General features: G+C 35.6%; 20 protein-coding genes and 2 tRNA genes. 11 read left to right on the forward strand and 11 right to left on the reverse strand.

Translation table 11 applies throughout. From position 1 onward, the window contains the following. Positions 1–380: 380 nt before the first annotated feature. Positions 381–4,958, reverse strand: a complete 4,578-nt coding sequence (locus B5X53_RS06910) for an NACHT domain-containing protein (RefSeq protein WP_079712502.1) — start codon at positions 4,956–4,958, stop codon at positions 381–383. Between the two features lie 381 nt (positions 4,959–5,339). Here B5X53_RS06910 and B5X53_RS19615 point away from each other — a divergent pair, with 381 nt between their 5' ends. Beyond that, entirely contained in the window at positions 5,340–5,486 is a 147-nt protein-coding gene (locus B5X53_RS19615; RefSeq protein ID WP_394341617.1) for a hypothetical protein, read from the forward strand. Positions 5,487–5,528: 42 nt separating this feature from the next. Here the strand turns inward: B5X53_RS19615 and B5X53_RS06915 are convergent, their stop codons facing one another. The 5 genes from B5X53_RS06915 to B5X53_RS06935 form a co-directional block, all read right to left on the reverse strand. After that, on the reverse strand, positions 5,529–5,981 hold the full coding sequence (locus tag B5X53_RS06915) for a hypothetical protein (protein WP_079712503.1): 453 nt from the start codon (positions 5,979–5,981) through the stop codon (positions 5,529–5,531). 163 nt (positions 5,982–6,144) lie between these two features. Continuing rightward, the gene (locus B5X53_RS06920) at positions 6,145–6,930 is read right to left on the reverse strand and encodes a hypothetical protein (RefSeq protein ID WP_079712504.1); all 786 of its coding nucleotides are present in this window, start codon (positions 6,928–6,930) and stop codon (positions 6,145–6,147) included. Between the two features lie 916 nt (positions 6,931–7,846). Then, a complete protein-coding gene (locus B5X53_RS06925) occupies positions 7,847–11,065 on the reverse strand; it encodes a lipase family alpha/beta hydrolase (RefSeq protein WP_079712505.1) in 3,219 nt (1,072 codons plus the stop codon). 35 nt (positions 11,066–11,100) lie between these two features. Next, complete coding sequence (locus B5X53_RS06930) at positions 11,101–11,646, reverse strand: Riean_0653 family protein (protein WP_079712506.1); 546 nt, start codon at positions 11,644–11,646, stop codon at positions 11,101–11,103. Between the two features lie 1,074 nt (positions 11,647–12,720). Next, positions 12,721–13,083, reverse strand: a complete 363-nt coding sequence (locus B5X53_RS06935; RefSeq protein ID WP_101023124.1) for a tyrosine-type recombinase/integrase — start codon at positions 13,081–13,083, stop codon at positions 12,721–12,723. Positions 13,084–13,615: 532 nt separating this feature from the next. Here B5X53_RS06935 and B5X53_RS06940 point away from each other — a divergent pair. Then, complete coding sequence (locus B5X53_RS06940) at positions 13,616–14,233, forward strand: DUF2306 domain-containing protein (protein WP_079712508.1); 618 nt, start codon at positions 13,616–13,618, stop codon at positions 14,231–14,233. An 89-nt stretch (positions 14,234–14,322) separates the two neighbouring features. Here the strand turns inward: B5X53_RS06940 and B5X53_RS06945 are convergent, their stop codons facing one another. Then, the gene (locus B5X53_RS06945) at positions 14,323–14,880 is read right to left on the reverse strand and encodes an outer membrane beta-barrel protein (protein WP_079712509.1); all 558 of its coding nucleotides are present in this window, start codon (positions 14,878–14,880) and stop codon (positions 14,323–14,325) included. A gap of 473 nt (positions 14,881–15,353) precedes the next feature. Here B5X53_RS06945 and B5X53_RS19025 point away from each other — a divergent pair, with 473 nt between their 5' ends. Then, entirely contained in the window at positions 15,354–15,506 is a 153-nt protein-coding gene (locus B5X53_RS19025; protein ID WP_157822125.1) for a hypothetical protein, read from the forward strand. Between the two features lie 32 nt (positions 15,507–15,538). Here the strand turns inward: B5X53_RS19025 and B5X53_RS06950 are convergent, their stop codons facing one another. The 4 genes from B5X53_RS06950 to B5X53_RS06965 form a co-directional block, all read right to left on the reverse strand. Next, positions 15,539–16,810, reverse strand: coding sequence for a site-specific integrase (locus tag B5X53_RS06950; RefSeq protein WP_079712510.1), 1,272 nt, complete (start codon positions 16,808–16,810; stop codon positions 15,539–15,541). Between the two features lie 215 nt (positions 16,811–17,025). Continuing rightward, positions 17,026–17,100 (reverse strand) — tRNA-Pro (locus B5X53_RS06955). Positions 17,101–17,309: 209 nt separating this feature from the next. Further along, positions 17,310–17,392: transfer RNA gene (locus tag B5X53_RS06960), tRNA-Ser, on the reverse strand. Positions 17,393–17,537: 145 nt separating this feature from the next. After that, on the reverse strand, positions 17,538–18,776 hold the full coding sequence (locus tag B5X53_RS06965; RefSeq protein ID WP_079712511.1) for an NAD(P)/FAD-dependent oxidoreductase: 1,239 nt from the start codon (positions 18,774–18,776) through the stop codon (positions 17,538–17,540). A 119-nt stretch (positions 18,777–18,895) separates the two neighbouring features. Here B5X53_RS06965 and B5X53_RS06970 point away from each other — a divergent pair, with 119 nt between their 5' ends. The 8 genes from B5X53_RS06970 to B5X53_RS07005 are packed head-to-tail and all read left to right on the forward strand — an operon-like array spanning position 18,896 to position 24,969. Further along, positions 18,896–20,428 carry a flexirubin biosynthesis tyrosine ammonia-lyase FlxA gene (locus B5X53_RS06970; RefSeq protein ID WP_079712512.1) on the forward strand — a complete coding sequence of 511 codons (1,533 nt, stop codon included), beginning with the start codon at positions 18,896–18,898 and terminating at the stop codon, positions 20,426–20,428. Positions 20,429–20,477: 49 nt separating this feature from the next. Then, the gene (fabG, locus tag B5X53_RS06975; RefSeq protein WP_079712513.1) at positions 20,478–21,209 is read left to right on the forward strand and encodes a flexirubin biosynthesis SDR family reductase FlxB; all 732 of its coding nucleotides are present in this window, start codon (positions 20,478–20,480) and stop codon (positions 21,207–21,209) included. 2 nt (positions 21,210–21,211) lie between these two features. Beyond that, positions 21,212–22,090: an LpxL/LpxP family acyltransferase gene (locus tag B5X53_RS06980; protein ID WP_079712514.1), complete on the forward strand. Its 879-nt coding sequence runs from the start codon at positions 21,212–21,214 to the stop codon at positions 22,088–22,090. Positions 22,091–22,099: 9 nt separating this feature from the next. Then, positions 22,100–22,549, forward strand: coding sequence for a hotdog family protein (locus tag B5X53_RS06985; protein WP_079712515.1), 450 nt, complete (start codon positions 22,100–22,102; stop codon positions 22,547–22,549). A 1-nt stretch (position 22,550) separates the two neighbouring features. Continuing rightward, positions 22,551–22,970 carry an acyl-CoA thioesterase gene (locus B5X53_RS06990; protein WP_079712516.1) on the forward strand — a complete coding sequence of 140 codons (420 nt, stop codon included), beginning with the start codon at positions 22,551–22,553 and terminating at the stop codon, positions 22,968–22,970. Further along, a complete protein-coding gene (locus B5X53_RS06995) occupies positions 22,970–24,115 on the forward strand; it encodes a beta-ketoacyl synthase N-terminal-like domain-containing protein (protein ID WP_079712594.1) in 1,146 nt (381 codons plus the stop codon). Before B5X53_RS06990 ends, B5X53_RS06995 begins: the two co-directional genes overlap by 1 nt. A 1-nt stretch (position 24,116) precedes the next feature. Then, on the forward strand, positions 24,117–24,731 hold the full coding sequence (locus tag B5X53_RS07000; protein ID WP_079712517.1) for a hypothetical protein: 615 nt from the start codon (positions 24,117–24,119) through the stop codon (positions 24,729–24,731). Continuing rightward, complete coding sequence (locus B5X53_RS07005) at positions 24,712–24,969, forward strand: phosphopantetheine-binding protein (RefSeq protein WP_079712518.1); 258 nt, start codon at positions 24,712–24,714, stop codon at positions 24,967–24,969. Before B5X53_RS07000 ends, B5X53_RS07005 begins: the two co-directional genes overlap by 20 nt. Position 24,970: the final 1 nt, after the last annotated feature.

A 24,970-nucleotide genomic window follows, 5' to 3' on the forward strand; every position in this document is an offset into this window, starting at 1 on the left:
ATTTTCCAGTTGAAGTGGTAGATTTACTGGATGAAATTCACCTCGCTATTATAGAATAACAAACTCAATAAAATAAAAAACGACGAAAGATTCTGAATTAAGTTGAAAACTCCATGAGATTAGAAACAATTGTATAGAATTGATTAATCCATTACAGGAAAAAATTTGACTTGCGGATTGGCCCCAAATTATTCAAAACTGATCAATTTCACTGTAGATCTCCTCACAAACTCAAAAAAAAAAGCACTTGATGCCTTGTTGTTTAAAAATATATATCACTGATACAGATTACAAAATTGCAAATGTTATTGTAATCGCAATTAATTTACTCCATTCGCCGAGAGTAGATGAAGTAATAAACTTGTTTAATAAAAAGGCGATTAGCTCAAGTCTTTCAGAACAGCTGAATTCTCTTGCCAGTACCTCATATCTTGTAAAATATCATCTAAAATTTCAAGTAATTGCAGACGGAGTTTATTAATTCGCGGGTTTGATTGGTCCAGCGCATGAAAAGCTCCTACGATAAATTTAGTCACTAACGAATTGCGTTGATACATAAAATATTCTTGGTGTTGCACTTCATTACTTTGCTTTATGCTTAATTGAAATAAGGCGATAGCCAATCCTGGTTCTGCATGACTTTCCTGTAACAAATAGGAAATAAATTTATCTGATGGTATAAATTCCGAGGATTTCACATACTCCTGTAAAAATGGAAAAATATCGTGCAAAGAGATATGATCCATATTATAAAAATGTTTTCTTCGATGTACATACTCATCCTGTTGAATATTCTTTAAGGCATGACACAGAATTTTATTACAGAAATTTTTATGATTTTCTTTATAATTGTAGTTTTTGATAACCTGATAAAAAGCTGCTTTCCGAGCTTCTGGACCATTTTTCACGAATTCAAAAAGTAATTTTTTCGCTTCATGGTGTTTTTGCAGTGCTTGGCGGAATAGTATACCAAAAAGTAAATTAGTATCCTCCGAGCCTATTTTTGGAGATTTCACCAGCTTTTTAAAAATGGGCAGACAGGCATCAAAATTATAGTTACAGAGATATCGAAGTGCGTTCAACGAGGAGGCTAGAAGAAATACATCTTCTTCATCAGCTATGTGCTTTACAAAAAGGTTGAAAGTTTTCTCTTTATTGAGATGCATCAATTGGGCATACTGAAATAATAAAGCTGCTTTTGTGGATTCGTTGTGATTTGAGAATATCTGATCCATAAAATCATATACTTGGGATGCCATTTCTTCATTGCGAGAATACGCCACTGCCTGTGCAATGGATCCGTGAATAGAATTAATGCCTGTTGTGATTAATCCCCTAATTGATGTTTTTTCATGGTCCTGCCGGAATTTTTCATATGGTTTGATAGATGTATTCTTGCAGGTAGAAAATAAAAAGTCATAAATTTCCTGATCGGCTCTTTCTTCTTGGATCACATATGCAGCAATACCTATACAGGGAAGTAGTTGTGAATCGTAATCTTTTGTAGCCAGTATCCTTTTAAACAAACCCAATACGATTTCCGGATCTCCTTTGGCGTCGCAAAACCCGCTTAAACCTAGGATGGGATAGGAGGAATCGATTCTAGGTTGGCCAATACTTTTTTGAATAATATGGATTTTTTGTTCGCTGGGATTGTTTTTAACAATTTCCCGAAATGCCCATGAGTGTTCATGAAGTCCACCTTTGAGAAAATCTTTTTGAAACGGATCCCGTTCTGTAGCATATTTCTTAAAGGAACGAAGCCATTGCTTTTCGGACATATGCTCGTAAGCTTCTGCGGTAAGAGGACGTTTGACGATACCTGCTAACCCTCTGTTACTATAAGCTTCTTCCAGATTGGGGAATTTTCGCTGCAGTTGCTGATATTCTTTATAAAGGGCTGTTCGTGGACGTATAGCTTTTTCAGGAATACGTTTTAATAATGCCAGTTTACTCTTTCCCCAAGACAAATTGAGGTGAGATTTTTCTTGTCTTTTTATTACAAATGCTTCATAGGATACTCTAATTTTCTTTATTATTTTAAGTGTTTGCTGTTGTTGCCGTTTGGAAAAGAAAGGAAAAGCCTTTTCCAAAAGATTCCGAAAGGTGGTTCCGGGATCTCCATGATAATCAAGCTGCTCTCTTTCATTAAATAACTGTAACAGGTAAAATACCGTATCTGCATATTGTGGTTCTTTATCTTGGATACTGGACATGACCAGCTGCAACATTGGAAAATGTTTAGAACTACTATGGTCATTCAAGAATCTTTCAAAAATAGGAAGATCCTTATTGTAAGCCACTCTAAGACATTCTGCCAGAAGTTGGAAGATGAAACTCTTTCCATTGAGGTCTTCCTGCAATTCCAGATCGACAAATTCATAAGGATTTACAGCAAATAAAAAATCATCGTCATCATCTTTGGGAGGGCTGTTAAGATCCTCTATCATTTTATTCGTTAATTCCGGAATCAATTTTTCCGGAATTCGTTCTGTCAGGGATTTCAGTGTATCGATTAGGATATGATCATGAGGATTGGCCTGGTTCAAGTAGGTGTCTGACAGGAATGTTATTTTTATATTTTCCCAGGCCGTCTCTGGTTTTTCTTTCGCGATCTTTGCCAGCGTACTGAGGTACCCATAATTATCTAGATGCATAGGTTGACAGAGATCAAACAGTACATAAGATTTTGGATTGGTCCAATCATTCAAGCGGAATAAAATTTCTTTTTTAGTTTCCGGTGTGGTTTCTTCCAATACAAACTTCCAGGCATCCGAATTTCTCAGATTTACAAAATTACTGAGATATCCAAGCGCCGTTTTTCTTAGGAATCGCTGATTAATGATCGCTACATTATTTTCCCTTTCCTTATTTTCTTCTAAAGGTGTATTTAGCATCTGCAGTCTATCCTCCGATAATAAAACCTGTAACCATTTGGGGGATTGTGCAAGTTCCAAAAATAAGATCTGTAGCGGGATGGAGTATTTCGTATATTTTAAAACAAGGTCGATTTCATCTATTGTTGGTTCTTGTTGGAAGGCGAGATGAGAGATCAATAAATGTTTAACATGAAAATATATCTGGTTATCACTCAGTAGCTTTTCTAAAGAATGGTGATAAGCTACTGGATCAAATTCTCTGAGGTAATTGACAATCATTTTAATTGCAGAACGGATTAGGAGGGATTGCTTCTGAGAAATTACATATACCAACAAATCATTTTGGTTCTCGACAAATTTCTTCGAGAAGATAAAATCGTAAAAAGTCTGATGAAAAAGTTGCAACTGTATATTTTCAGTACGGATGAGGTGCTCGCTTTCCAGATAGGATAATTCACGGGAAAAATTTTCAAAATGATTTTTATGTACTTCAGTACGTTGGTGCTTAAAGAAGAAAGTGGCAATTTTGTATAAAAGTTTTCGAATTCTTTGTGGTTTTAATCCCAGTCTTTCCGGCTTCTCGACAATTTGCTGCTGCCAGAGTTCGCTATATAAATCGTGAAGAGAATGCAATCCCGAAAAGTTCCTTTTTGTAACGGCAATTCTTGAAAAAATGTTCAGATGTTGTGGTACCTTAAGCAGTTCAATCAGCTTATCCGGTAGTTCATTTTTGGAAATGTGGATTTTATCCAATTGGGTTAGAACCTGTTGTTGCGTTAGCATGGCAACAGGAATGCTTTTAATATGACGATAGCTCTTTAAAGTGGGATCATAATGAAGGTCTCTGAGCCTTATCGATAATACAATTTTAATATTAGGTTTATGGGTAAAATAGTCAATAAGCGACTTAAAAAGCATAAGATATTTACGTTCACTGGACATTGACTGGGAGAGCGCATCCAGTTGATCAATGATTAGAACTACTTGATCAAATTCTAGCATACATCTATCGAGGAATTTGATCACCGAAAGACTCAGTCCCAATCGTTTCTGGAGATCATCGTCAGAATCCACATACAATTTGTCTGCCTTTAAACCAAGAACTGGAATAGAATCATTCTCTAGACGCTCATATAAATCTCTTAGGATGACGGTTTTCCCCATTCCGGCGTCACCGGCGAGGATACAGATATTCAAAGCTTTATCCTCTTTATTGGTAGCTACAGGTTTTTGGATCCATTGAATTAGTTCCTCAGTTTCTTTCCTGGGTATATGCGAATCAGGTATTTCATCAAATTCATTTTTTTCCAGAATTAGACTGTGGGAACCCCAGGAAAGTTGTTGTTTAAATGGGATTTCCTGGTGCGACTCTTTCATGATCTTGTCGAGTCGGACATGAATTTTTCTCACCTCTTCTGTATCGACAATACTGCGAACCTGAAAGAACAATGGGATCAATTTTTTACAGGGATCTTTAACTAACAATTTATCAAGATCCTGAGGACTTATTTTTTGTATGTTAATATTTTTTAAGGCGACAAATATGAAGGAGCGTGCTTTTTTGAGAGGAATATTGTGAAATTTTTTCTCCCGAAAACAATACTTGATCCAGTAATCAATTTCTTTTTTCTTATCAATGGTATTCCCAATAGAGTCAATAAAATCACTACACTCATTAGAATACCCACTGGAGGCAGCAATGAAATAAGTGAAATTAGTTGTCTCAAAATGTAATTCATCGTAGATCAGACTGTATAAGAGGAATTTGACTATTTCCTTTCCAAACTGATCTTTAGATAGCGGGTTCTTATACTTTTTGCATTGAATCAGTGCGGTAAACTTTGAAGAGGTATTAAGGCTACAATCACGTCCTTTATCCCTGACTCCACTCATCAGGCTGATACTATCATATGAAGCTATTAATTTACATCGAATTTGTTCACTGAAAATACTGTATACCAATTCTTCATAACGGCGATGATCCGCTAGTTCGTTGTATGGAAAACTTTTGTTTGCAATAGATATAGGAGCTCCTGCCTGTCCTGATATCGTTGGTTGTTCAAATTTTATTTCCGACATGTGAATGCTTTAGATAATAAAGATAAATTTCAAATAAAGGATATAGAAAATTATTGGTAATTTAATTAATGTAAATATAAATCTACAATCTTGAGAAACCTTAAAATGATCTGCCATTATTACCTCCAGATAAAGAGGTGAAACCAAAGTTTCGGGGTCGAGTGAATAAAATTTCGAATCAGTCGATGTTGGTAAACGCAATAATCTTACAAGAGGCGAAGGATATTTCTGAAGTTGATAACATAGTTACTGAATTCACCTATTCTTTATCTGAGTAAATAAGTTATAGATAACAGAAATGATTATTATGCCGATCCCGGGAATGTCACGGAGAAGTTCAAGGAGTCGATCGAGTTAATATTTGAATAACCTTATCACAAGATCAAATGTCACGTGGAGAATGTAATTGCAAAGCGGCAAACAGCTGCCGAATATCTGAATGAACTAAAGAACATAAGAATTCTGAAATCTCAGAAAATAGAGCAAAAAATCTGTTCTGAAATGGCAATTAATGAAGATACTGAATAATAAATATTCATGTTTTTATATCTGCTTCCGATCCACTAGAGTTTAAAATCCGTTATTTACATAGACGATTCCTATTAGTATACAGGAAATTAAAAAGAGAACCCCTACGACAATCTTCAGTATATCCTCAATTTTTTCATATTTCCCGGCACTTTTTCGGTACAGTTCTATCTTTTCCAATTCTACTTGATTAAAATAATCAGCCTTTTGTAATCGAGTTTTTCTGGCAAATTCATGGGAAACTATTGCCACCACTAATCCCAATAAAAAAAGACTGGCAGCCACACTAAGCAGGATGCGGCTCATAAAGGATTGATATAATTGGTAAGTACCCTGACTTGTATAAAGCCCAATTCCTGAAATGATGAAGAACATAATATAAATTCGTCGTTCAAAGAATCCCGATTCTTGGTGATAGTGTAATATTAAAAGGTTGCGCATCTCCTGAACTCGTTTTGGTTCTAATGCCTCAAGTTGTTCTCTATCCGGTTTCATAATGCATATTTACAAAAAAAAACACGAAATGAATCTGAGTGGGTAATTCAAGATGTGTGCCTGTGGGCACAATCTTGATTGCTCCCGATGGTCGCAATAAAAAAAGAGAGGTTTAAGGGGAAGTTCAGGTTATTTAGATATTTTCTCTAAAATTAAATAAAACTTACTCTAAAAGTTGGTAGCTATAATAGCTTTGATTATCCCAGGTGATAATACTCAAAGAATTTCCATCATCTCGATTTAGATTTTCCTGAGTAAACATTTCAAACTGTTCTACAGCTTCTATTAAAGCGGTCTCATTTTCATAAATAAAATAACGGGAAGAAGTGTTATTCCAGTTTCCTGATGAACTATCAGGATATGGAGTTCTTCCATTTTCAGGAAAGGTATATGATGATAATGATGGCACATCATCCAGTTTCTCTAAGAAATTGGCACACAACTCTGTTTGTTCTAAATTAGTACCGCAAACTACAGCGAAGGAATTTTCAGGATATCTGAAGGTAATGGGGTTTATCAAATCAGTAAACTCGGTAGTTCGGGGAAGAATTTCAATTAGTTCTGTATTGATATTTACTTCGTAAGTATCAGTTTGATCGCCACGAACAATTTTAAGCTCTCGCGTGGTTTCTGGTAATTCCAAAGTGCCAATGGCTGGACCAAAAGCAGTCAAACATATACCTGGCTTATGAATATTATTTATTATAACCGTCATTTCATCTTTCTCAAAACTTTTAGAAAAATCAATCTTATAATTGAAACAAGGATAAATTTCAGAGGTTCGAAGAGTTAATTTTAAGATCGGTAAGCTTTGATCATTACCGGAATAGACCTCTTCTGGATAGAGTTCTATATCAGTGGCAAGAATTTCATCATCAATAATTGTAGTTTCCTCAGGTTCACAGGATACTAAAATAAAAATGAATAATAATATGCGTAATGGTTTCATATTTAATAGATGCAAAAAGGAGCAAATGGTTGCGTTAAATTCTAAAAAATGGAATCAGTTGAGAAATTAATAAAATTTAGAACCAATATAGACTTAAACTTTATTTACTTTTTTCATCGCCATCGCATTACCTTTTGATGCTCCTTAATCCTTAAGCTTTGAAATTATAGAGGAGCTATAAATAGCAAAGCGGTTTATGCGCTCCGATTAATTTCAAAGGTTGTTTTTTAGCAGAAAAAGGTAAGGTGAAGTAAGAAGTATTTTAAAGCAATTCTGAAATCCTGATCGGTGAATTTTAGTTGCTTGCAAGGCGGACTTGAGCAAAAAAGCTTAAATGTATCTCTCTTATTAAGATTTTGCCTCAAAGCTTTTTGGCTCGTGTCCAAGACATTTGTAATGAACCTCTTTTGCTGAAATGAAGCTTTTGCGAAGTGGAAGTAAAAGTGGTGAATGGATGGGTTAATCCATTTTTCCGTGAAAAAATTACCGCTATTACTGGCTTTGGAAATTTTTTTCGTGAAAAATTATTTTCAAATTTTCAGAACTAAAATAATTTAATCTCATTTAGAATCAAAAAGCCCTAAAATTTACGAAAATGACTACCCAACACAGTGTAGCGTGTTACCCTCTTGCTGTCATTTTCATTTATAAATATTTTTCTTTCTCAGGCACTAAATAGTTAGTATTTAAATATCTAAATTAATTAGAAAGATTATTAATAAGTTTGTCATAGTTTTAACCATAAGACCAATTTATACGAAATCGTTAGTAAAGAAGTAGATTTTGTGATTTATTTATATTGGCTGATATAACGCTTAATATTCTCATTTTTAAAAATGTGACCTCTAAAATTTTCCGTTTTTGATTAAAAATTTTGATTTTCTTGAATTCCTAATGAGACTTAAGAAAAGTGTTCTCATTTACTATTTAATATTAGCTGATGAGTTTCCTTAATTGGACCACTTACAATTCTAAGAAAATAATTTCGATTTTTAAATCCTGATACATTTAATCTATATTCACCCATTAAATTCCTTCGTCGAAAAATTTTAGTTTTTACTAATTTACCCTGAAAATTATATAGTAACAAAGTTATTTCATTTGACATATTTTGGGATAAGGCCTGTCCCGATTGCATATTAGATTTTGAGGAAATATCATTTACAACAACAGTTTTATTCTCAACAGGATTGGGGGCCACCGTAAAGAAAGGGTCAGGACCACTACCACCTATTTGGAGAGAAACAAAATAGTTATGGGAACAGTTCCCATTATCAGCGGTGACAGTAAAGAAATAATTCCCCTCAATATTCCGATCGAACTCAACAGTGTTATTATTAAGATTCCACCAATTTAATGAGGCTGCTCCACTCCAAGTTAAAGTAGTGTTTGGAGTATCTGAAAACACTGAAAAACTACCTTTTGCAGTATAAGAAGTAGAAAAATTAAAACTGCCACCCATGTAATTTTTATTTCCATTCGAATCTATTGTATAAATATCTGGTTTCCCTAAGTTGATTGTGATACTAGAAGTTTTAGTTCCACAATCACTATTTTCAATTTCTGCGGTAAGTTTTATCCTACCTTGGCCTTCACTATTTACGGTTACTTCATTCCCATCTGGTTCAATCGATGCAATTGACGTATTAGAAATTGACCAGTTTACATTTTCGGCGGGAAAGGAATATATTGCTGAACCTTCACATATTCCTTCAGGTCCAGAAATCTCTAAATCAATACAGAAATTCGAACAATCTGTAACATTGTCAGAAAGGTTTTCACCCTTTATTTCTTTTGCCAACCAACCGCCATTAGTTGAAAAAAGTTCTAGATGTTTTTGATTGAAATTATTTATAGTAACAATAGAACCATTAGTTTGTTCAAAGCTATTAATAACAAACGGTGTATCCCTATAGGAAGAAATAAAGTTTGTAAAAGGAGAATCTTTAGGAGATACTGGGGGAGAATCAACTCCATAGGATTTTAAAAAGTCGGCACTATTTAAGTTAGCATCTCCCTTACCTATATCCAAAGCACTTACCGTGGGTACAAATGAAAAATCAGGATCGCTATTCACGATTACATTTAAATTGTATAAAACATTTGATTCATTTTGTGTAGAACTTTGAATCCCCGTTGAAAATACACCACCTGGAAAATAATCATACGATAATATATTTGAAGGGGAAGTATAACTTTCATTGGTAATAGTTGTATTTATATTGATCAAAAACAATAACTTTTTGGTAAACGTTATATTGCCACTATAAACTTGCTCAGAACCACCAAAGTTAGGTAGGGAATTTATATTAATATCAGCATTTAATCTACTACTTCCTGTCAGTAATCCGGTTAAAAACCCTAATTCACCTGTAAAACTATTAAGTGTCAAAAAAAATGTTGCATTGGTTGCATTCCCCAATAATGTGAAAGTTGAAAGTACATCGGTTAACCAGCCACTTTTAATTTGCCCATCCATAGAAAGTAAATTACCCCCTGGTGTAAAGCCCTGTGTTTCTGCACATTGATTACCATTTGATATTGCAACATTCCTAGTTTGTCCAGGATAACCCATACCTTGAAGTTCAGCTTGCCATTGATCGAACAAATTATTTTCGATTTGGAAGTTTTCATCTAAACGGTTAACCAACAACTGTCTTGCTGCAGGTTGATCTATGAGTTCCAGATAATCTGAAACCGCCACCCCATCATTAAACAAGGGTACTACTAATTCCCCCGCCAAAAGTTGGAAAGGGGATTGAACATACTGTTTATTTGCGTGCCTGGCCGCAGCCTGGTAGCCCAATGGTACGTTTGCACCAAGGTGGGGAGCGTCCTGGCTTATGTACGTACGAGTCTCGTGTGAAACGCCCTCGTCTTCCATATTTTTTAAAGCATAACGAGCAATAAGGCCACCCATACTTTGGCCAATGACCACATTTTCTTCCTCACCGGTTTTTTCTTCATTTACCCATTCAATTACTTCTTTTAAAACCAAAGCGTTGCGTTGTAAATAATCGGTGCCATTGCTCCAGTTGACATAAATAATATCATATTCCTGGTCGTTGTCGTTCAAATTTGGACTACCAGTAACAATATCAATTAGATTACCACTTGTAGACGATAGAACTTCCCTTGAAAAATCTCGTAAATCCGTAGCTCCATATGGCTCTTCCGGCGAAGTAACATTCCCGGGGTCAAAGCCCTCAACCACAATAAGGGGTTTTCTAATTTCACCAATGGTATTTCCATAGTTTACTAAAACGGTGGCGCTCCCATATTTTCCAAGGTATTGTTCTATGGCCTGGATATTTAAGGTGTCCACACCTAGGCCATCGCCAATTTGTTGTTTTGAGAAACTTTTGACTCCATAGGGTACGGCCTGGATACCTTCTTCTACCGCAATTTTTGAATGGCTGTACAAAGTTTCCCCGGTATTGAGTACTAGCTTATAATCCCAAACTTTTTCCCCGGCACTACTGTATTGAACGTTCACCGCCTGGCCAGAAGTCATGTTTCTATAGCCTTGCCCATCATTAAAATCTACCTGTACAGATTGTATCTCATTGGGGTTGTTAGAATACCATAGGTTTTGAGGCAATTGCACCCTGAAATCTAAATTTCTATAGGTAATTATGGAAGGAGCAAGCGCGAAGGCAACTTTTTCTTCATAAGGATCCTGCCAATTGCCATTATTATACCTGTCGCTTATTTTATTGTTGTTTATATTTATTTTATTTGGGTATGCATCATCCAGAAACTTAGAATACCGATAAAAAAGCCCGCTCAGGATAATAATACCTTTTTCTCGCTCTTGTTCCCAGTTATCGGTGAAATCTTCATATTGCACGAAACCCTGGTTGCTGGTGTTTACCCGGGAAAATAGTAATGTTTTGTAGATTTGTTTTAAGGTGCCGGGGTGTACATAAGAGCTGTCGCTAACTGTGCCATCAAAAGCATCCAGGGCGGTAAATTCCATGGCAAAATCACGGAGAAGGCCATGGGGCACCCGATTCATTTCCAGGTTTTCAAAGGTCGTTTGCATTTGCGTGCCAAAAGAGGTATTGACCTCCTGCTGAGCAGCAAGGTTAAAAGCGCAAAATAAGATAAGTAGGTTAAGTAGTTTTATTTTCATAGGTATTTGGTATTGTTTGTTAAACTGTATTATCTTTAATAACGTACATCAAATCTCCCTTCCCGTATTTCAACTATCTCCCCCTCTTCGTTCACAGCATCAAACCAAAATTCACCACTGATAATTGCACTTTCTTCATCTAATCGAGAAAATATAAACTCTCCCTTTATAGTATTTGTAGTAACAAATGCATCAACAAAACCAGCATCTAATAAATAAAAAGCAGAGGTACTTATTTCATTTAATTCGCTAAGGGTATAAGTTTCCCCTTCTTTAAGAGACTCATTTTTTGATTCAATTTGTACAGTTCTTTGAAATTCACCGGTTGTTCTATCTGTTAATGATAGGCTAAAGATATATTTTCCTTCATTGAGAATATACTGTGCTTTTAACATAGAACCGCTGTTCAAACTTCCTCCCTTTGGCAAAAGAACCTCTCCATCAACCAAGCAACCGGCGGTGTTTGCACCGGTTTTGGTGGCTTCGGGCAGTTGTTCTTCTGGGGATAGATCATTTTCTTTATCGCAAGCGTTTCCCGTAAAGAGAAAAAGGACAATGAGGAGTTTTATATATAGTTTCATAAATAATGAAATTTTAAGTTAAATTATTAAAAAAGAAGTAACACTATGTTAATTTAAAGTTAACTACAGTAGTTCATCGGATTTTTGTTGGTTTATGGCGGTGAACTTCATGGCGAAATTAATTATGTTATGATATAATTATAAAGCTATCATAAGGTTTCTAAAACTTTAATTTTAAAAACTAATTTTCTGGTTGAACCAGTGATTTTTTTAAATTTAATTTATATAGGTATTTAAAGTAAATTGTCTTTGGACATAGGATTCCTCAGCCATAGTCTCAAAAAATAGCCCGAACCTTGTGATTAATCCACACCAAACTCAATTCTATATTCTGTATCACTTCCTTCTTGCTCCACACGATCATATAGCTGCACATATATTTTCTAAATCCATCCCTAGTAAGAATAAGAAGCCCCTTTTATGTGGTAATATGAGGGTTTCTTATATAAGATGAAGATTCTTTTAAAAGGTTGCGCCTAATTATCATAAAATTTAAAATAGTGCTTATAGTCCTGCTCGCAATCGTTCGAAATCCAATGCTATTTTTAGAATCAATCAATCTTGCCTAAACTGGAGTTTTAAAATTTTTAATGGCTTAATTGGTAACCTTTTCAATTGACATTACGTTGGCTTAGGCTACTACTTTGTTTATTAACCTCAGGATATACATTATCTGGTGAATGCTTTGTCAAAAACTGTTTGTAGAAGTTGGATCAATTTCATCGTGTATTTTATTTTCTATATTACTACAATAGGCTTAAGCGTATTTTTAGGAAGTTTGCTATTTACCGGAACTTAATATTATGGTTTCTAAAGTATCATGTATTATTATTATGGAGAAGGTGATACATACCTTTACCAGGTTTAAAGTTCGATAATGCCTTCATTACTGTGCTTACCTCGAGTAGGAAAGTTTACGTGTCTTTTGGGAAAGAGCTTTATAAGTTCTAGAAGAGTATATTCTTAATCATATAAATAAATTACTGGATTTTCTTAATAAGAATGAAAATAAAGAAGAATTCCATTAAATTAAAAAGACTTTTAATGGGAATTTCGATAGACCTGATTAACTTTTTAGAGATTCAGTATTTTTTTATTCTTCTTCGCCATCGTCTTTTCCAACATGCTTTTATCACCGCTGATTTTATTCTCCATCACTCTTGCATAAATCTGTGTTGTGGATAATTCTGTATGCTCTAACAGCTTAGATACAGTCTCAATAGGCACCCAATTTGTAACGGCGTGGCAAAAGTGTGTCTCTCGGAATGAAAAGTAATATGCTTTCTCACCTTTGGCGGCTTTCATGATTTCTTTTACATAGGTATTCATCTTTTGGTTAGATATCACTGGAAACAAGTATCTATTGATAAGGTAATTGACCTGTTCCTGATATTCTTTTAAAATTATCTCGGCTTTACTAAGTAGGGATGCTTTCACAGGTTTATTTCTTTAGTACGTATGGTATATATCCTCTTTTCACCGTTCATTCCGTTAATCATATGATCGTTAGTGAGTTCTTTTAACTTTCTATTTCCATTGTCGCAATTCTAACCCTGTTTGTGCGGTTTCTCAAGCCATTTGTCGCAAATTTATCTAAAACCCCCTTTTATTGAAAACATAAACTACTGAAAATGAATAATATAAAAAATGTAACGAGGCTCCGCCCGGTATCCTCTTGCTACTCATTTTTTCCCTCAAAAGGCAAAACTTCGTGCCTTTTTTAGAAGTTTAAAAACGGGTTACAATACTAAAACATTAATAGGGACTAAAAGTTATTTGTAAATAAAGGTGATGTTAATTTAGTGTCACTTAAAAATGGAATTTTCTTTAAAGCTAAAACCTTAAATTAGTTAAGTCTTAAAGTACACTAATTTTAGGTTCGGATATATCGGAATATTGAAAGTTTAGAATAAAAAGCTGGAAAAACTCCACAACGAAATATTTATTTTTATATGATATTTAAATTGAAATGAAAAAAGCTTCCTGGATTATACTTGGCGTGCTCTCTATTACTATTGGCTTATATCCTATTTTATACTTCTTCATTGACCGGGAATTTGGATTATTAGGAACTAAGTCGGTGGACCTTTTAAGTGATACTTTATGGAATATTATGTTTTATGTACATATTTTTCTTGGAGGTCTTGCTTTGTTGATCGGATGGCTGCAATTCAGTAAAAAATTGAGAAGTAGAAATATTAAATTACATAGGGGGATAGGGAAAATATATGTTGTTTCTGTTTTAATAAGTGGAATTTGCGGACTTTATATAGCTTTTTTTTCAACTGGAGGAATCACAAGTACAGTTGGCTTTAGCTCACTTGCCCTTATTTGGATGATCTCAACTTTTCTGGGGTATAAAAGTATAAAAAATGGTAAAATTAAGCTACATGAGGACTTGATGATCTATAGTTATGCTGCGTGTTTTGCAGCAGTGACATTAAGGTTTTGGCTTCCTATTTTGACGATATTATTAGACGACTTCATTTTTGCATACCGCATTGTTGCCTGGTTGTGTTGGGTGCCAAATCTATTGGTAGCTTATCTAATTATTAATTATAAAAAGCCAGTTGCCCATACTTTATAAAAAAATGCTTGGACATGGTGGTTCATAATCTATAGGTATAAAAAAAGGAAACTTGCGGCTTCCTTTTTTCTTAATTTTAATGCAAAGCTTTAAAATTTGTAGCCTAAGCCAATACTTAAGGCATTAAATTGAGAATCTACCTTTACATTTTCAGTATCAGCAGCGTCTCTAATTTCTTTTGAGAACCTATTTGTAAGCTCTAAGCTATATTTTGCTTCTACGAAAAAATTGGAATTGATCTCGTAACCAGCTCCAAAAGCTAAGTCTAATCCAAAAGTGTTAAAAACGTCTACACCACTAATAGAGACATCATCTAATATAAAAGTTGCCTGTGGTCCGGCGTGAAGATAAAAACCAGAATTTTCGATATAATACTGAGCCAAGACGGGAACTACTAGAAAATTCACTTCATCAGCATTTGCGTAATTTACAGAAGGCTGTAAATGAAAATTCTCTGATAATGTAAAATCGGCTAAAGCCCCTACATAAAAACCGGATGAATTACCGGATGAAGAAATATTGTCTAAAGAGTTAGAAGACTTACCTTCAACATTAGTGTAACCTGCTTGGATTCCGAAATCTACTTCCTGTCCAAAGGAGGCCATACCTGTTAAGATAGCCCCTACCAAAAGTAATTTTTTAAACATATTAAATTTATTAAAGATTTGCAGCAAATTTAAATTAAAAATCCAGTAACAAGAAAATATATTAAATAATCGGCAGTATGATTCTTTCTATTCCGTTCTAAAGTAATTTTAATGAATTTTAATATGTCATGTATCTTATTGCTTTTGTAAAAAAGTATTGATTGAGACAAATTATCGTAAAATTCTCTAAAATTGAACAGAAGATAAAGGCTCCATATTGACATTTATAAGTAATTTCTATTAAATTAGATGTAGGATGTTTAAATTAAAAAACGATGTTTGACCTCGGCAGGCTTTATATTCCAACATTGCTATCCTTCGATCCAGTTACCAAAACGGTATCGTTTAATATACCGGAGCTTTATTCGAAGGAATATTTGAAGCAAGTACCATATTCTCTGGAACTTAATATCCTGGGATCAGATGCTATTATATATTACTAAGGGGAAGATGATACTTACCTCTCACAGGTTTTGGGCCTCGATGAAGATTTTATTGCCGCCGGATCCTTGGAATATGAGAGTTTTGGTGCCATTCAGGAAAAAGCTTTAAAAGTACTGGAAGGATTTATACTGAATCCCAAGACCGAATTACGGGCTCTTTTTGATGAAAACGAAGAAGAATAGCCATTAAACTAAAACGGCTACTTGAAAGAATTTCAATCGCTCTCATTAGTTCCATTTGAGGAGTCCGATCTTTTTCTTTCCTTCTTCGTCATTCTTTTCTCCAGTGCGGTTATATCACCGCTAACTTTATGCTCCAAAACTCTTGCATAAATCTGTGTAGTAGATAATTTTGTGTGACCTAAAAGTTTTGAAACCGTTTCGATAGGCACCCCATTAGAAAGAGTAACGGTGGTGGCAAAGGTATGCCGCGCGGAATGAAAAGTAATGTGTTTTCTCACTTTTGAAGCTTTCATTACTTCTTTTACATATTGATTCATCTTTTGATTGGATCTTACCGGAAACAAATATTTACTAAAAAGGTCAAACCGCTTTTCCCGGTATTTTTTCAAAATAATATCGGCTTTATAGAGTAGTGGAGCTTTTACAGGTTCATTAGTTTTTTCACGTTTGGTATATATCCAATTTTTACCGTCCATTCCTTTAACGATATGATCTTTGTTGAGTTCTTTAAGCTCACCATAAGTAAGCCCGGTATAACATGAGAATAGAAACATATCTTTAACCCGTTCCAGAGATTCACTCTTAAAATAGGTTTCTTCGACCATTTTTAGTTCCCGCTCCGATAAGAATTGACGCTCGTTCTTTTCAAATTTCATTTTATAATTCTGAAAAGGGCTTTTCTCCAACCATTCTAATTTAATGGCCAGGTTGATCATTTTCTTAAATCGCTCCAAGTGTTTCATCGTACCATTCGTTCCGCAGGTTTTTCTTTCTTTTTTAGCCCGGTAATTCCTAAGAAACATTTCAAATTCGGTGATAAACTGGTAATCGATTTGCTTTAGATAAACATCATTGGTTTTCTTTTTCTTTTTTAGAAACTCATCTAAGTATTTGGCAGTGGTATTATAGTTCTTAAGCGTACCCCATTTAAGGACGCCCTTCATTGTCTGGCTATGATACTCAATAATATCCTTGAGGGTTTTATGTTCTTCATCTAATCCCAGGTAGGAAGCTTTGACTTTATCAGCAGTGATTAAGTTATCCTTATCCAGAATTCTCTTTTGGGTGTCCAGTAATTTGGAGTAAACCTGGTCTAAATAACTGTTTAGTGTTTTAATCCTGGGGGAAGTTCCTTTAAGTCGTCCTTTAGAACTATCCCATTCATTCACTGAAGTTTTCCTTTTGAGGCTCATTTCAGCGCATTTTCCATTTACCGTGATACGGGCGTAAATGGATAATTCTTTTTTGTTCCGGTTGAGCTTCCTTGTAAAGAAAAGCACGGAGAATGTAGTAAAATCAGGCATTTCGAATGTCTTTAAGTTAAACAATAGGTGTTAAAGACGAAAGTCAAATCGATCTAATGATCATTCTAAGATAGTGAAATGCTGGAAAGAAAGTATTCACCGAATCATTCACTGGATAGGGTGATATCAAACGATATCAAATGATATCGTAAAAACAAAAAACACTGAAAATCAATAGATTAACAGTGTTTTTATATCCCTTTAAAGAAGGTTCGTCGGGGTGGCAGGATTCGAACCTGCGGCCTCCTGCTCCCAAAGCAGGCGCGATAACCGGGCTACGCTACACCCCGAGCAATTTTTTAATCGCGCTCGGCGCGATAACTGGGCGGAGTTTATCCCGACAAATGTCGGGGCTATACCCCAAGCTTACTAGCTTAAAAATTTTAGCCTTTCCGATCCAAAATACTCTTTCAAAAAGCAGTCCGGGAGACGGAGGAAGATTATCCCTATCTTTTCCATTGGAAAAGGAGAATAAAAATCCGCAGACTAAAAAATCTTGCGGAGAGACCGGGATTCGAACCCGGGCATCCAAAAAGGATGACAGCTTAGCAGGCTGCTGCATTACCACTCTGCCACCTCTCCAATATTTAAGAACGTGCAAACATTTTTGCGGTTGCAAATGTAACTTTTACTTACTTACCTTCCAAACTTTTTAGGGGAAAGAATGCAATAAAATAAACACTAATTTTTAAACGCTTTGTCATCAGAATTTTAAGATTAAAAGTTTTTAAAAATTTATCTCTTCCTGGTCTATTAAGCGAGCTACATTTTTAATAATCCGTTGGTGATTCTTTACAAACGGATTAGTTTTATCCCAAACATAACCCGCAAGCACTGCACATATTTGTTCTTTTATTTCAGTTCGCGGCATTTCGTGAAAAAACAATTTCTGCAAATTCCCAGTATACCATTCTTTTACATAACTGCTAAATACAGAAATCCCGGATTGCATATATTCGGTATAGTCTTTTTCCCAATCCACATTATTACCTTCCACTTCAAGTTTGGCGAGTTTAGCTGCCTGCAAACCAGATTCCGTAGCAAAAGCTACTCCCGAGGAGAAAATAGGATCAAGAAACTCGGCGCTATTTCCGCTTAAAGCGAATCCGTCGCCATAAATTTTCTTTACATTTCTTGAAATATTTGGCATTTTAACCGGTTCAAAAAGAAATAATTCATCATCAAACCTACCCAGGTAATATTTCAGCTTTTTCAGCATTCTCTTAAATGCTACTGAATTATCATTGCTAAAATCTTTAAACCAGTCATGATTACTAACAAATCCCAGACTTGCATTTCCATTTGAAAAAGGAAAATACCAGAACCAGGTTTTGGTATCCAAAACTTCAAAAGTGATCAATTCACCTTCTTTTCCCTTTGGTCTGTCCGTTTCTTTAATATGTGTAAATATCGAAGAATTACCCGTGATTTTTGGAGATGTATTCAATTCTAACTGATTAGCTAAAACCCGACCGTTACCGCTGGCATCAATTATAAAATCAGCGTTTATCTCGATTTTCTCTTCAGAATTAATAAGAATTTTAGTAGTCGATTTTTTTCCGCAGAAATCCACATTGTTAACTTCCGCATTAAAGAAAATTTTTACTCCTTTCCTCTGAATTTCATTAGCTAAAACAAGATCAAAATCGGCCCGGGGAACCTGCCAGGTCCAATCCCAGCCTTCGCCATATTTCTCACTAAAATCAAATTCCCCCACTTTACTGGCTTTTATAAACCTTGCGCCATATTTTTTCTGAAATCCGGCTGCTTTAATAGCTTCCAGTAAACCTGATTCCTCAAAATTCTCCATACTCTTAGGAAGCAAACTTTCGCCGATGCTAAAACGTGGGAATATACTTTTTTCTACTACCAAACAATCAACCCCTTGTTTTTTTAAATAGCCGGCAGCGACCATTCCCGATGGCCCTGCGCCAATAATTAAGATTTGGGTATTAAGCTGTTTCATTTTAAATTTTATGCCGATCTGGATATCTAATAAATATTCATTCTAAATCGAAATCCGGCAATTTTAAATACGGGCTAAATATAGTACATTTGTTAAGCTTTTTAACAATAATGCGGCCTATGCTCCAAATTAATGATGCCCTTAGCCTGGAAGATTTTTACAAGGTTTTGTTTGAAAATACTGAAATTCAGTCGTCTTCACAAAATCTATCCAAAATTGACGCCAGTTTTGAGTTTCTAAAAGAGTTTTCTCAGAATAAGGTTATCTATGGCGTAAATACCGGTTTTGGCCCAATGGCGCAATATAAGATCAAGGAAAAAGACCGCATTCAGCTTCAATATAATTTAATTAGAAGTCATGCTGCTGGTTCGGGGGAACCTATGGAGCCGCTTTATGTAAAAGCGCTAATGCTGGCGCGTTTAAATACACTTTCCTTAGGGAAATCTGGCGTACATCAATCGGTTGTTGAAGTTATGCAGCAACTAATTAATAAAAATATTACACCATTAATTTTTGAACATGGTGGAGTAGGAGCTTCGGGAGATTTAGTACAGCTTGCGCATTTGGCGCTAGTTTTAATAGGTGAGGGAGAAGTTTTTTATAAGGGAAAACTTCGCGAAACTAAAGCAGTTTTTGCTGAAGAAAATATTCAACCGATAGAAATTGAAATCAGGGAAGGACTGGCTTTAATGAACGGCACTTCGGCAATGACGGGCATTGGGATTGTAAATATCATCTTCGCCAAACGCCTGCTTGACTGGTCGGTTTTTTGTTCTTCGGCGATTAATGAGATCGTCCAGGCTTACGACGATCATTTATCTGAAGAGCTAAACACCGCTAAAAAACATCTTGGTCAGCAAAGGATAGCTGAAATAATGAGAAATCATTTAAAAGACAGCAGACTTACGCGAGACCGTAATGAGCATTTGTATAATGATGCCGCCGACAAAAACACGTATTTCAAAGAAAAAGTACAGGAATATTATAGTTTACGCTGTGTTCCGCAAATTCTTGGACCGGTTTACGATACCCTTGAACACACCGCAAAGATCCTAATTGAGGAAGTGAATTCTGCCAACGATAATCCAATTATAGATGTGCAAAACGAGCACGTTTATCACGGTGGAAATTTTCATGGGGATTATGTGGCTCTGGAAATGGATAAGTTAAAACTCGTTGTCACCAAACTATCCATGCTTGCCGAACGCCAGCTTAATTATTTGCTAAACCATAAACTCAATGATATTTTACCGCCGTTTGTAAACCTGGGAAAACTGGGTTTAAACTTCGGAATGCAGGGAGCGCAATTTACAGCGGTTTCGACGACTGCTGAAAACCAAACGCTGTCAAATCCTATGTATATTCACAGTATACCCAACAATAACGATAACCAAGACATTGTAAGTATGGGCACCAATGCCGCGAACATTACAAAAACGGTTATCGATAATACTTTTGAAGTGCTTTCGGTAGAACTTATCACTATTGTGCAGGCTTTACGATACCTGGATTTTGATGAAAAGCTCTCGAAAAAAACTCAAGAGGTTTTAGAGGAAATGAATAAAATAATACCGGAAATAAAAGAAGATTTTCCATTATATAAAACCAACGCCAAGGTAAAAGATTACCTAAAAAATAACGAAGTCTATTAAGAATGGCAGGTCGTCTGCAATCTAGACCTACCTCAAAACCGATAATTAAATGAAATACGCCCTCATCACCGGTGCTTCCCGCGGAATTGGAAAAGCTATTGCCATAAACCTGGCAAAGGAACTGGGTTATAATATTTTGCTGAATTTCCATTCCAATACTGAAGCTGCTACCGCTACCAAAGAGCTTATAGAAGAAGAAGGTGTAAAATGCGAATTACTACAGTTTGATGTTGCAGATACTGAAAAAACTAAAATTTCGATAGAAAATTTTAGTAAAAATTATCCAGAGGTTGAAATTGAAGTAATAGTGAATAATGCCGGAATTACCCGCGACGGACTTTTTATGTGGATGAAGCCTGAAGATTGGCATTCGGTGATCAATACCAGTTTAAATGGTTTTTACAATGTCACGCAGCCACTAATTAAAAATATGCTGAAACGCCGGTATGGGCGAATTATAAATATCGTTTCACTTTCCGGTTTAAAAGGTAATGCCGGGCAGGTAAATTATTCTGCGGCTAAAGGAGCACTGGTCGCCGCTACAAAAGCCCTGGCGCAGGAAATTGGAAAAAGAAAAATTACCGTAAATGCCGTGGCTCCGGGATTTATTACCTCAGATATGACTGCAGAGTTCGATGAAAATGAACTTAAAAAATTAATTCCTTTAAACCGTTTTGGGGAAGCCGAAGAAGTTGCCCATTTGGTAAGTTTCCTGGCTTCAAAAAAGACTTCTTACATTACGGGCGAAGTCATAAATATTAACGGCGGACTCTACTCTTAATTATGTCTAATTGGAAAGGACAATCGCGTGGTACTGTTCTGGGGTTGAAAATTTACGTTTTCATCATCAAAACTTTCGGGCTTTCCGCATCTTATTTTGTCCTTCTTTTTGTAGCACTTTATTTTGTTTTTTTTGCCTTTAATTCTACTAAGAGTGTTTATTATTTATTCAGAAAACGGCTGGGATATTCCCGAATTAAAGCAGTTTTGAATATTTACAAAAGCTATTTCACCTTTGGTAGAATTCAACTGGATCGCATCGCAATTGCTTCAGGATTAAAACATAAGTATAGCTTTGAGTTTGACGGGATTCAACATATTGAAAATCTACTTCAACAGAAAAAAGGAGGAATCTTACTTACCGCTCACATAGGTAATTTCAATCTCGCCAAACATTTTTTTGATGATAGAAACAATTATCAAATTGTGAACCTTGTGGTTACCGATTTAGAACACGAAGAAATTAAAAACTACCTGGATTCGGTAACCGGAAAATCGGCAATAAAACTAATTGTTTTAAAAGAAGATCTCTCTCATATTTTTGAAATGAACCGTGCCCTTCAGAACAACGAACTCCTGGTTTTTGCCACCGATCGTTACACCGAAAATACCAAAACTTATACCCAAAATTTTATGGGAAAATTTGTGCAGTTTCCTCAAGGACCTTTTAAATTGGCGGCACGGAATAAAATCCCCGTATTGTTTGTGCACATTATGCGGGAAAAGAATTTTCATTATCATTTCTATGCCAGGCCTTATAATCCTGAGAAAAATGATGCGAAAAATCTATTAAAAGCTTATCTTGAAAACCTGGAAACGATGCTAAAAAAGTATCCGCATCAATGGTATAATTATTACGATTACTGGAACGATTTCAGCTAAAAACAACTTATGGCAGAAAATTTACTTAAAGAACCCATTTTGGAATTAGACCGAATTCTGCAGTTAATTCCGCAGAAACCTCCATTTGTAATGGTAGACAGTTTGCTGGAATACACCGATAAGACCGGAACCACTGGTTTTACAATTCCCGAAGATAATATTCTGGTAGAAAACAGCATTTTTTCTGAACCCGGTCTTATTGAGCATATGGCACAGAGTATGTCGCTTTGGCGTGGTTACGAAGGATTTTTAAGTGGACTCGATAAACCAAAAACGGGATTTATAGGCGCTATTAAATCTGTTGAAATCCTAGAACTTCCAAAAGCGGGAAACAAATTGGTCACGTATGTAGAAATCCTTCAGGAATTTATGAATGTGACTTCTGTGGGTGCGCGTACTTTTGATGAAGAAGGAAATCTTTTAGCAACTTCTGAAATGAAAACTGTTACTGTAGATTGATATGCTTGAGAAATCTTTAACCACAATTACAAATCTTAGGGTCCGTTTTCACGAATGCGACCCTTTGCAAATAGTGTGGCACGGCAATTATCTGAAATATTTCGAAGAAGGACGCGAAGATTTTGGCCGCGAGCACGGTATTTCTTACTTAGATGCTCAAGCTGAAGGTTTTTCTACGCCCATCGTAAAATCTGTTTGTGAGCACAAATTACCATTAAAATATAGCGATGTTTTTAGGGTAGAAACCACTTTTGAAAATTCTGAAGCTGCAAAAATAAATTTCAGTTATAAAATTTTTAAAGGTGAAGACCTGGTTTGTACCGGTGAGACCTTGCAGGTTTTCCTTGATGAAAAGCGAGAATTAGTGTTAAATAATCCGCCGTTTTTCTTAGATTGGAAAAAGAAAATGAAGCTGCTTTAATGAAGAAACTCTACCTGTTAGACGATGCTATTATTTCTCCATTGGGATTTTCTACTAAAGAAAATATCCAGTCAATTCGTGAGGGAAACTCAGGTTTAAAGCTTCAGCAACGACCAGAAATTACCGAAAACCCGTTTTTTGCCGGAATTATTGATGAAACTCTTTTAAACCAGGCTTTTTCAGAAATTGGATCTTCTGAAAAATTTACCAAGTTGGAAAAACTGATTATCCTGGCAGTAAAGCTAATTCTGAATAAAAATAGAAACCTGGACCCAACGAAAACCGCCTTAATTATTGCTACCACCAAAGGGAACATTGATCTTTTAAATGAACCCGGAGGTTTTCCTATAAATCGTTTAAAATTAAGTGAATTAGGAAAAGTTGTTGCCAATTTTTTCGGTTTTGCACAAACTCCTATAATTGTTTCCAATGCTTGTATTTCCGGAGGCTTAGGACTTGCCGTAGCGAGAAGACTGGGGAATTCAGAAAAAATAAAGAATGCTATTGTTGTCGGAGCTGATCTGGTCAGTGATTTTGTGATTTCTGGATTCAATTCTTTCCAGGCATTAAGCACCAAAGCCTGTAAGCCTTTCTCAAAAGATCGTGATGGGATTAGCCTGGGAGAAGCCGCAGCAGCTATCATGGTAAGTACTGAAAAGCCCGAGATTTCAAATGTTATCAGTTTGATTGGTGATGCTTCAGCAAATGATGCCAACCATATTTCAGGACCGTCCAGGACCGGCGAAGGTTTGTATAAAAGCATTCAAAAGGCGCTGAAAGAAGCTTCTATTTCCGCAGAAGAAATCGGGTTTTTATCGGCTCACGGCACGGCAACCGTATATAATGATGAAATGGAAAGTATGGCTTTTCAAAGGTCTGCTTTACAGAAAAGTCCACTTCATAGTTTAAAGGGTTTCTACGGGCATACACTGGGTGCTTCGGCTTTAATAGAAAGTATTATCACCAAACATTCGATGCTGAATAATGAAATATTTGCTTCTAAAAATTTCGAAGAACTTGGAGTTTCAAAGCCTTTAAATGTTATTCAGAAAAATGAGAAAAAAGAAATAAGGTATGCTCTAAAAACCGCTTCCGGATTTGGCGGTTGTAATTTAGCTCTGGTTTTTAAAGCAGAAAAGCAATAAGATGTCAAATCAATTTCACATACAGAATTGGGTGAAGATTAAAAATGGTAAAATTTTTAATTCAGAGAAATTGATTTTTGATTCTTCAGAAAAGGAACTCAATTTTTTTCTAAAGGCGTGTTATGATTTTTTAGATTTGAAATACCCTAAATTTCATAAAATGGACGGACTATCGAAAATGGGAATTCTGGCTTCTGAAATTATTTTTAGAAAAAATAAACCAACAGAAGACACCGCTCTGGTAATCTCTAACAATGCCTCCAGCCTGGAAATCGACAGGCAATTTCAAGAAAGCACAGAAACGTTTGCGTCCCCTTCGCTTTTCGTTTATACCTTGCCAAATATCGTATTGGGTGAAATAAGCATTAAATATAAACTTCAAAGTGAGAATGCTTTTTTCGTTTCGGAAGATTTTAATGCTAAATTGCTTAAAGATTACACCGAATCTTTATTGATTTCAGGAAAAAGTCACCAGGTGCTTTCTGGGTGGATAGACTTGCAAAATGGCGAATATGATGTATTTTTGTGCCTGGTTTCAAAGGAGAGAAATATTCCATTTTCCGAAGAAAACCTCAGAAAATTATATTGCGCTGAAAATGACAAACCTACACACTGAACTTAAAGAAAGTATCATCGAGCAACTTAACCTGGAAGATATGGATCCTGCCGATATAAGCAACGACGAACCGCTTTTTGGCGACGGTCTTGGCCTGGATTCTATCGACGCCCTGGAGCTTATTGTGCTTTTGGAAAAAGATTACGGGATTAAACTCACCGATCCTGCCCAAGGAAAAGAAATATTTGTTTCTATAAACCAAATGGCTCAATTTATTGAAGAAAACCGAACCAAATAAT

It is taken from the genome of Salegentibacter salinarum, from assembly GCF_900168115.1.
GTDB classification, from domain to species: domain Bacteria; phylum Bacteroidota; class Bacteroidia; order Flavobacteriales; family Flavobacteriaceae; genus Salegentibacter; species Salegentibacter salinarum.

Coding starts and splice junctions, on each gene's coding strand:
- B5X53_RS06990 (WP_079712516.1), top strand. CDS start 22,551: ATGCTTGAGAAATCTTTAACCACAATTACAAATCTTAGGGTCCGTTTT.
- B5X53_RS06980 (WP_079712514.1), top strand. CDS start 21,212: ATGTCTAATTGGAAAGGACAATCGCGTGGTACTGTTCTGGGGTTGAAA.
- B5X53_RS06920 (WP_079712504.1), bottom strand. CDS start 6,930: ATGAAACCATTACGCATATTATTATTCATTTTTATTTTAGTATCCTGT.
- B5X53_RS07005 (WP_079712518.1), top strand. CDS start 24,712: ATGACAAACCTACACACTGAACTTAAAGAAAGTATCATCGAGCAACTT.
- B5X53_RS06930 (WP_079712506.1), bottom strand. CDS start 11,646: ATGAAACTATATATAAAACTCCTCATTGTCCTTTTTCTCTTTACGGGA.
- B5X53_RS06950 (WP_079712510.1), bottom strand. CDS start 16,810: ATGCCTGATTTTACTACATTCTCCGTGCTTTTCTTTACAAGGAAGCTC.
- B5X53_RS06940 (WP_079712508.1), top strand. CDS start 13,616: ATGAAAAAAGCTTCCTGGATTATACTTGGCGTGCTCTCTATTACTATT.
- B5X53_RS07000 (WP_079712517.1), top strand. CDS start 24,117: ATGTCAAATCAATTTCACATACAGAATTGGGTGAAGATTAAAAATGGT.
- fabG (WP_079712513.1), top strand. CDS start 20,478: ATGAAATACGCCCTCATCACCGGTGCTTCCCGCGGAATTGGAAAAGCT.
- B5X53_RS06925 (WP_079712505.1), bottom strand. CDS start 11,065: ATGAAAATAAAACTACTTAACCTACTTATCTTATTTTGCGCTTTTAAC.
- B5X53_RS06915 (WP_079712503.1), bottom strand. CDS start 5,981: ATGAAACCGGATAGAGAACAACTTGAGGCATTAGAACCAAAACGAGTT.
- B5X53_RS06945 (WP_079712509.1), bottom strand. CDS start 14,880: ATGTTTAAAAAATTACTTTTGGTAGGGGCTATCTTAACAGGTATGGCC.
- B5X53_RS06985 (WP_079712515.1), top strand. CDS start 22,100: ATGGCAGAAAATTTACTTAAAGAACCCATTTTGGAATTAGACCGAATT.
- B5X53_RS06995 (WP_079712594.1), top strand. CDS start 22,970: ATGAAGAAACTCTACCTGTTAGACGATGCTATTATTTCTCCATTGGGA.
- B5X53_RS06910 (WP_079712502.1), bottom strand. CDS start 4,958: ATGTCGGAAATAAAATTTGAACAACCAACGATATCAGGACAGGCAGGA.
- B5X53_RS06970 (WP_079712512.1), top strand. CDS start 18,896: ATGCTCCAAATTAATGATGCCCTTAGCCTGGAAGATTTTTACAAGGTT.
- B5X53_RS06965 (WP_079712511.1), bottom strand. CDS start 18,776: ATGAAACAGCTTAATACCCAAATCTTAATTATTGGCGCAGGGCCATCG.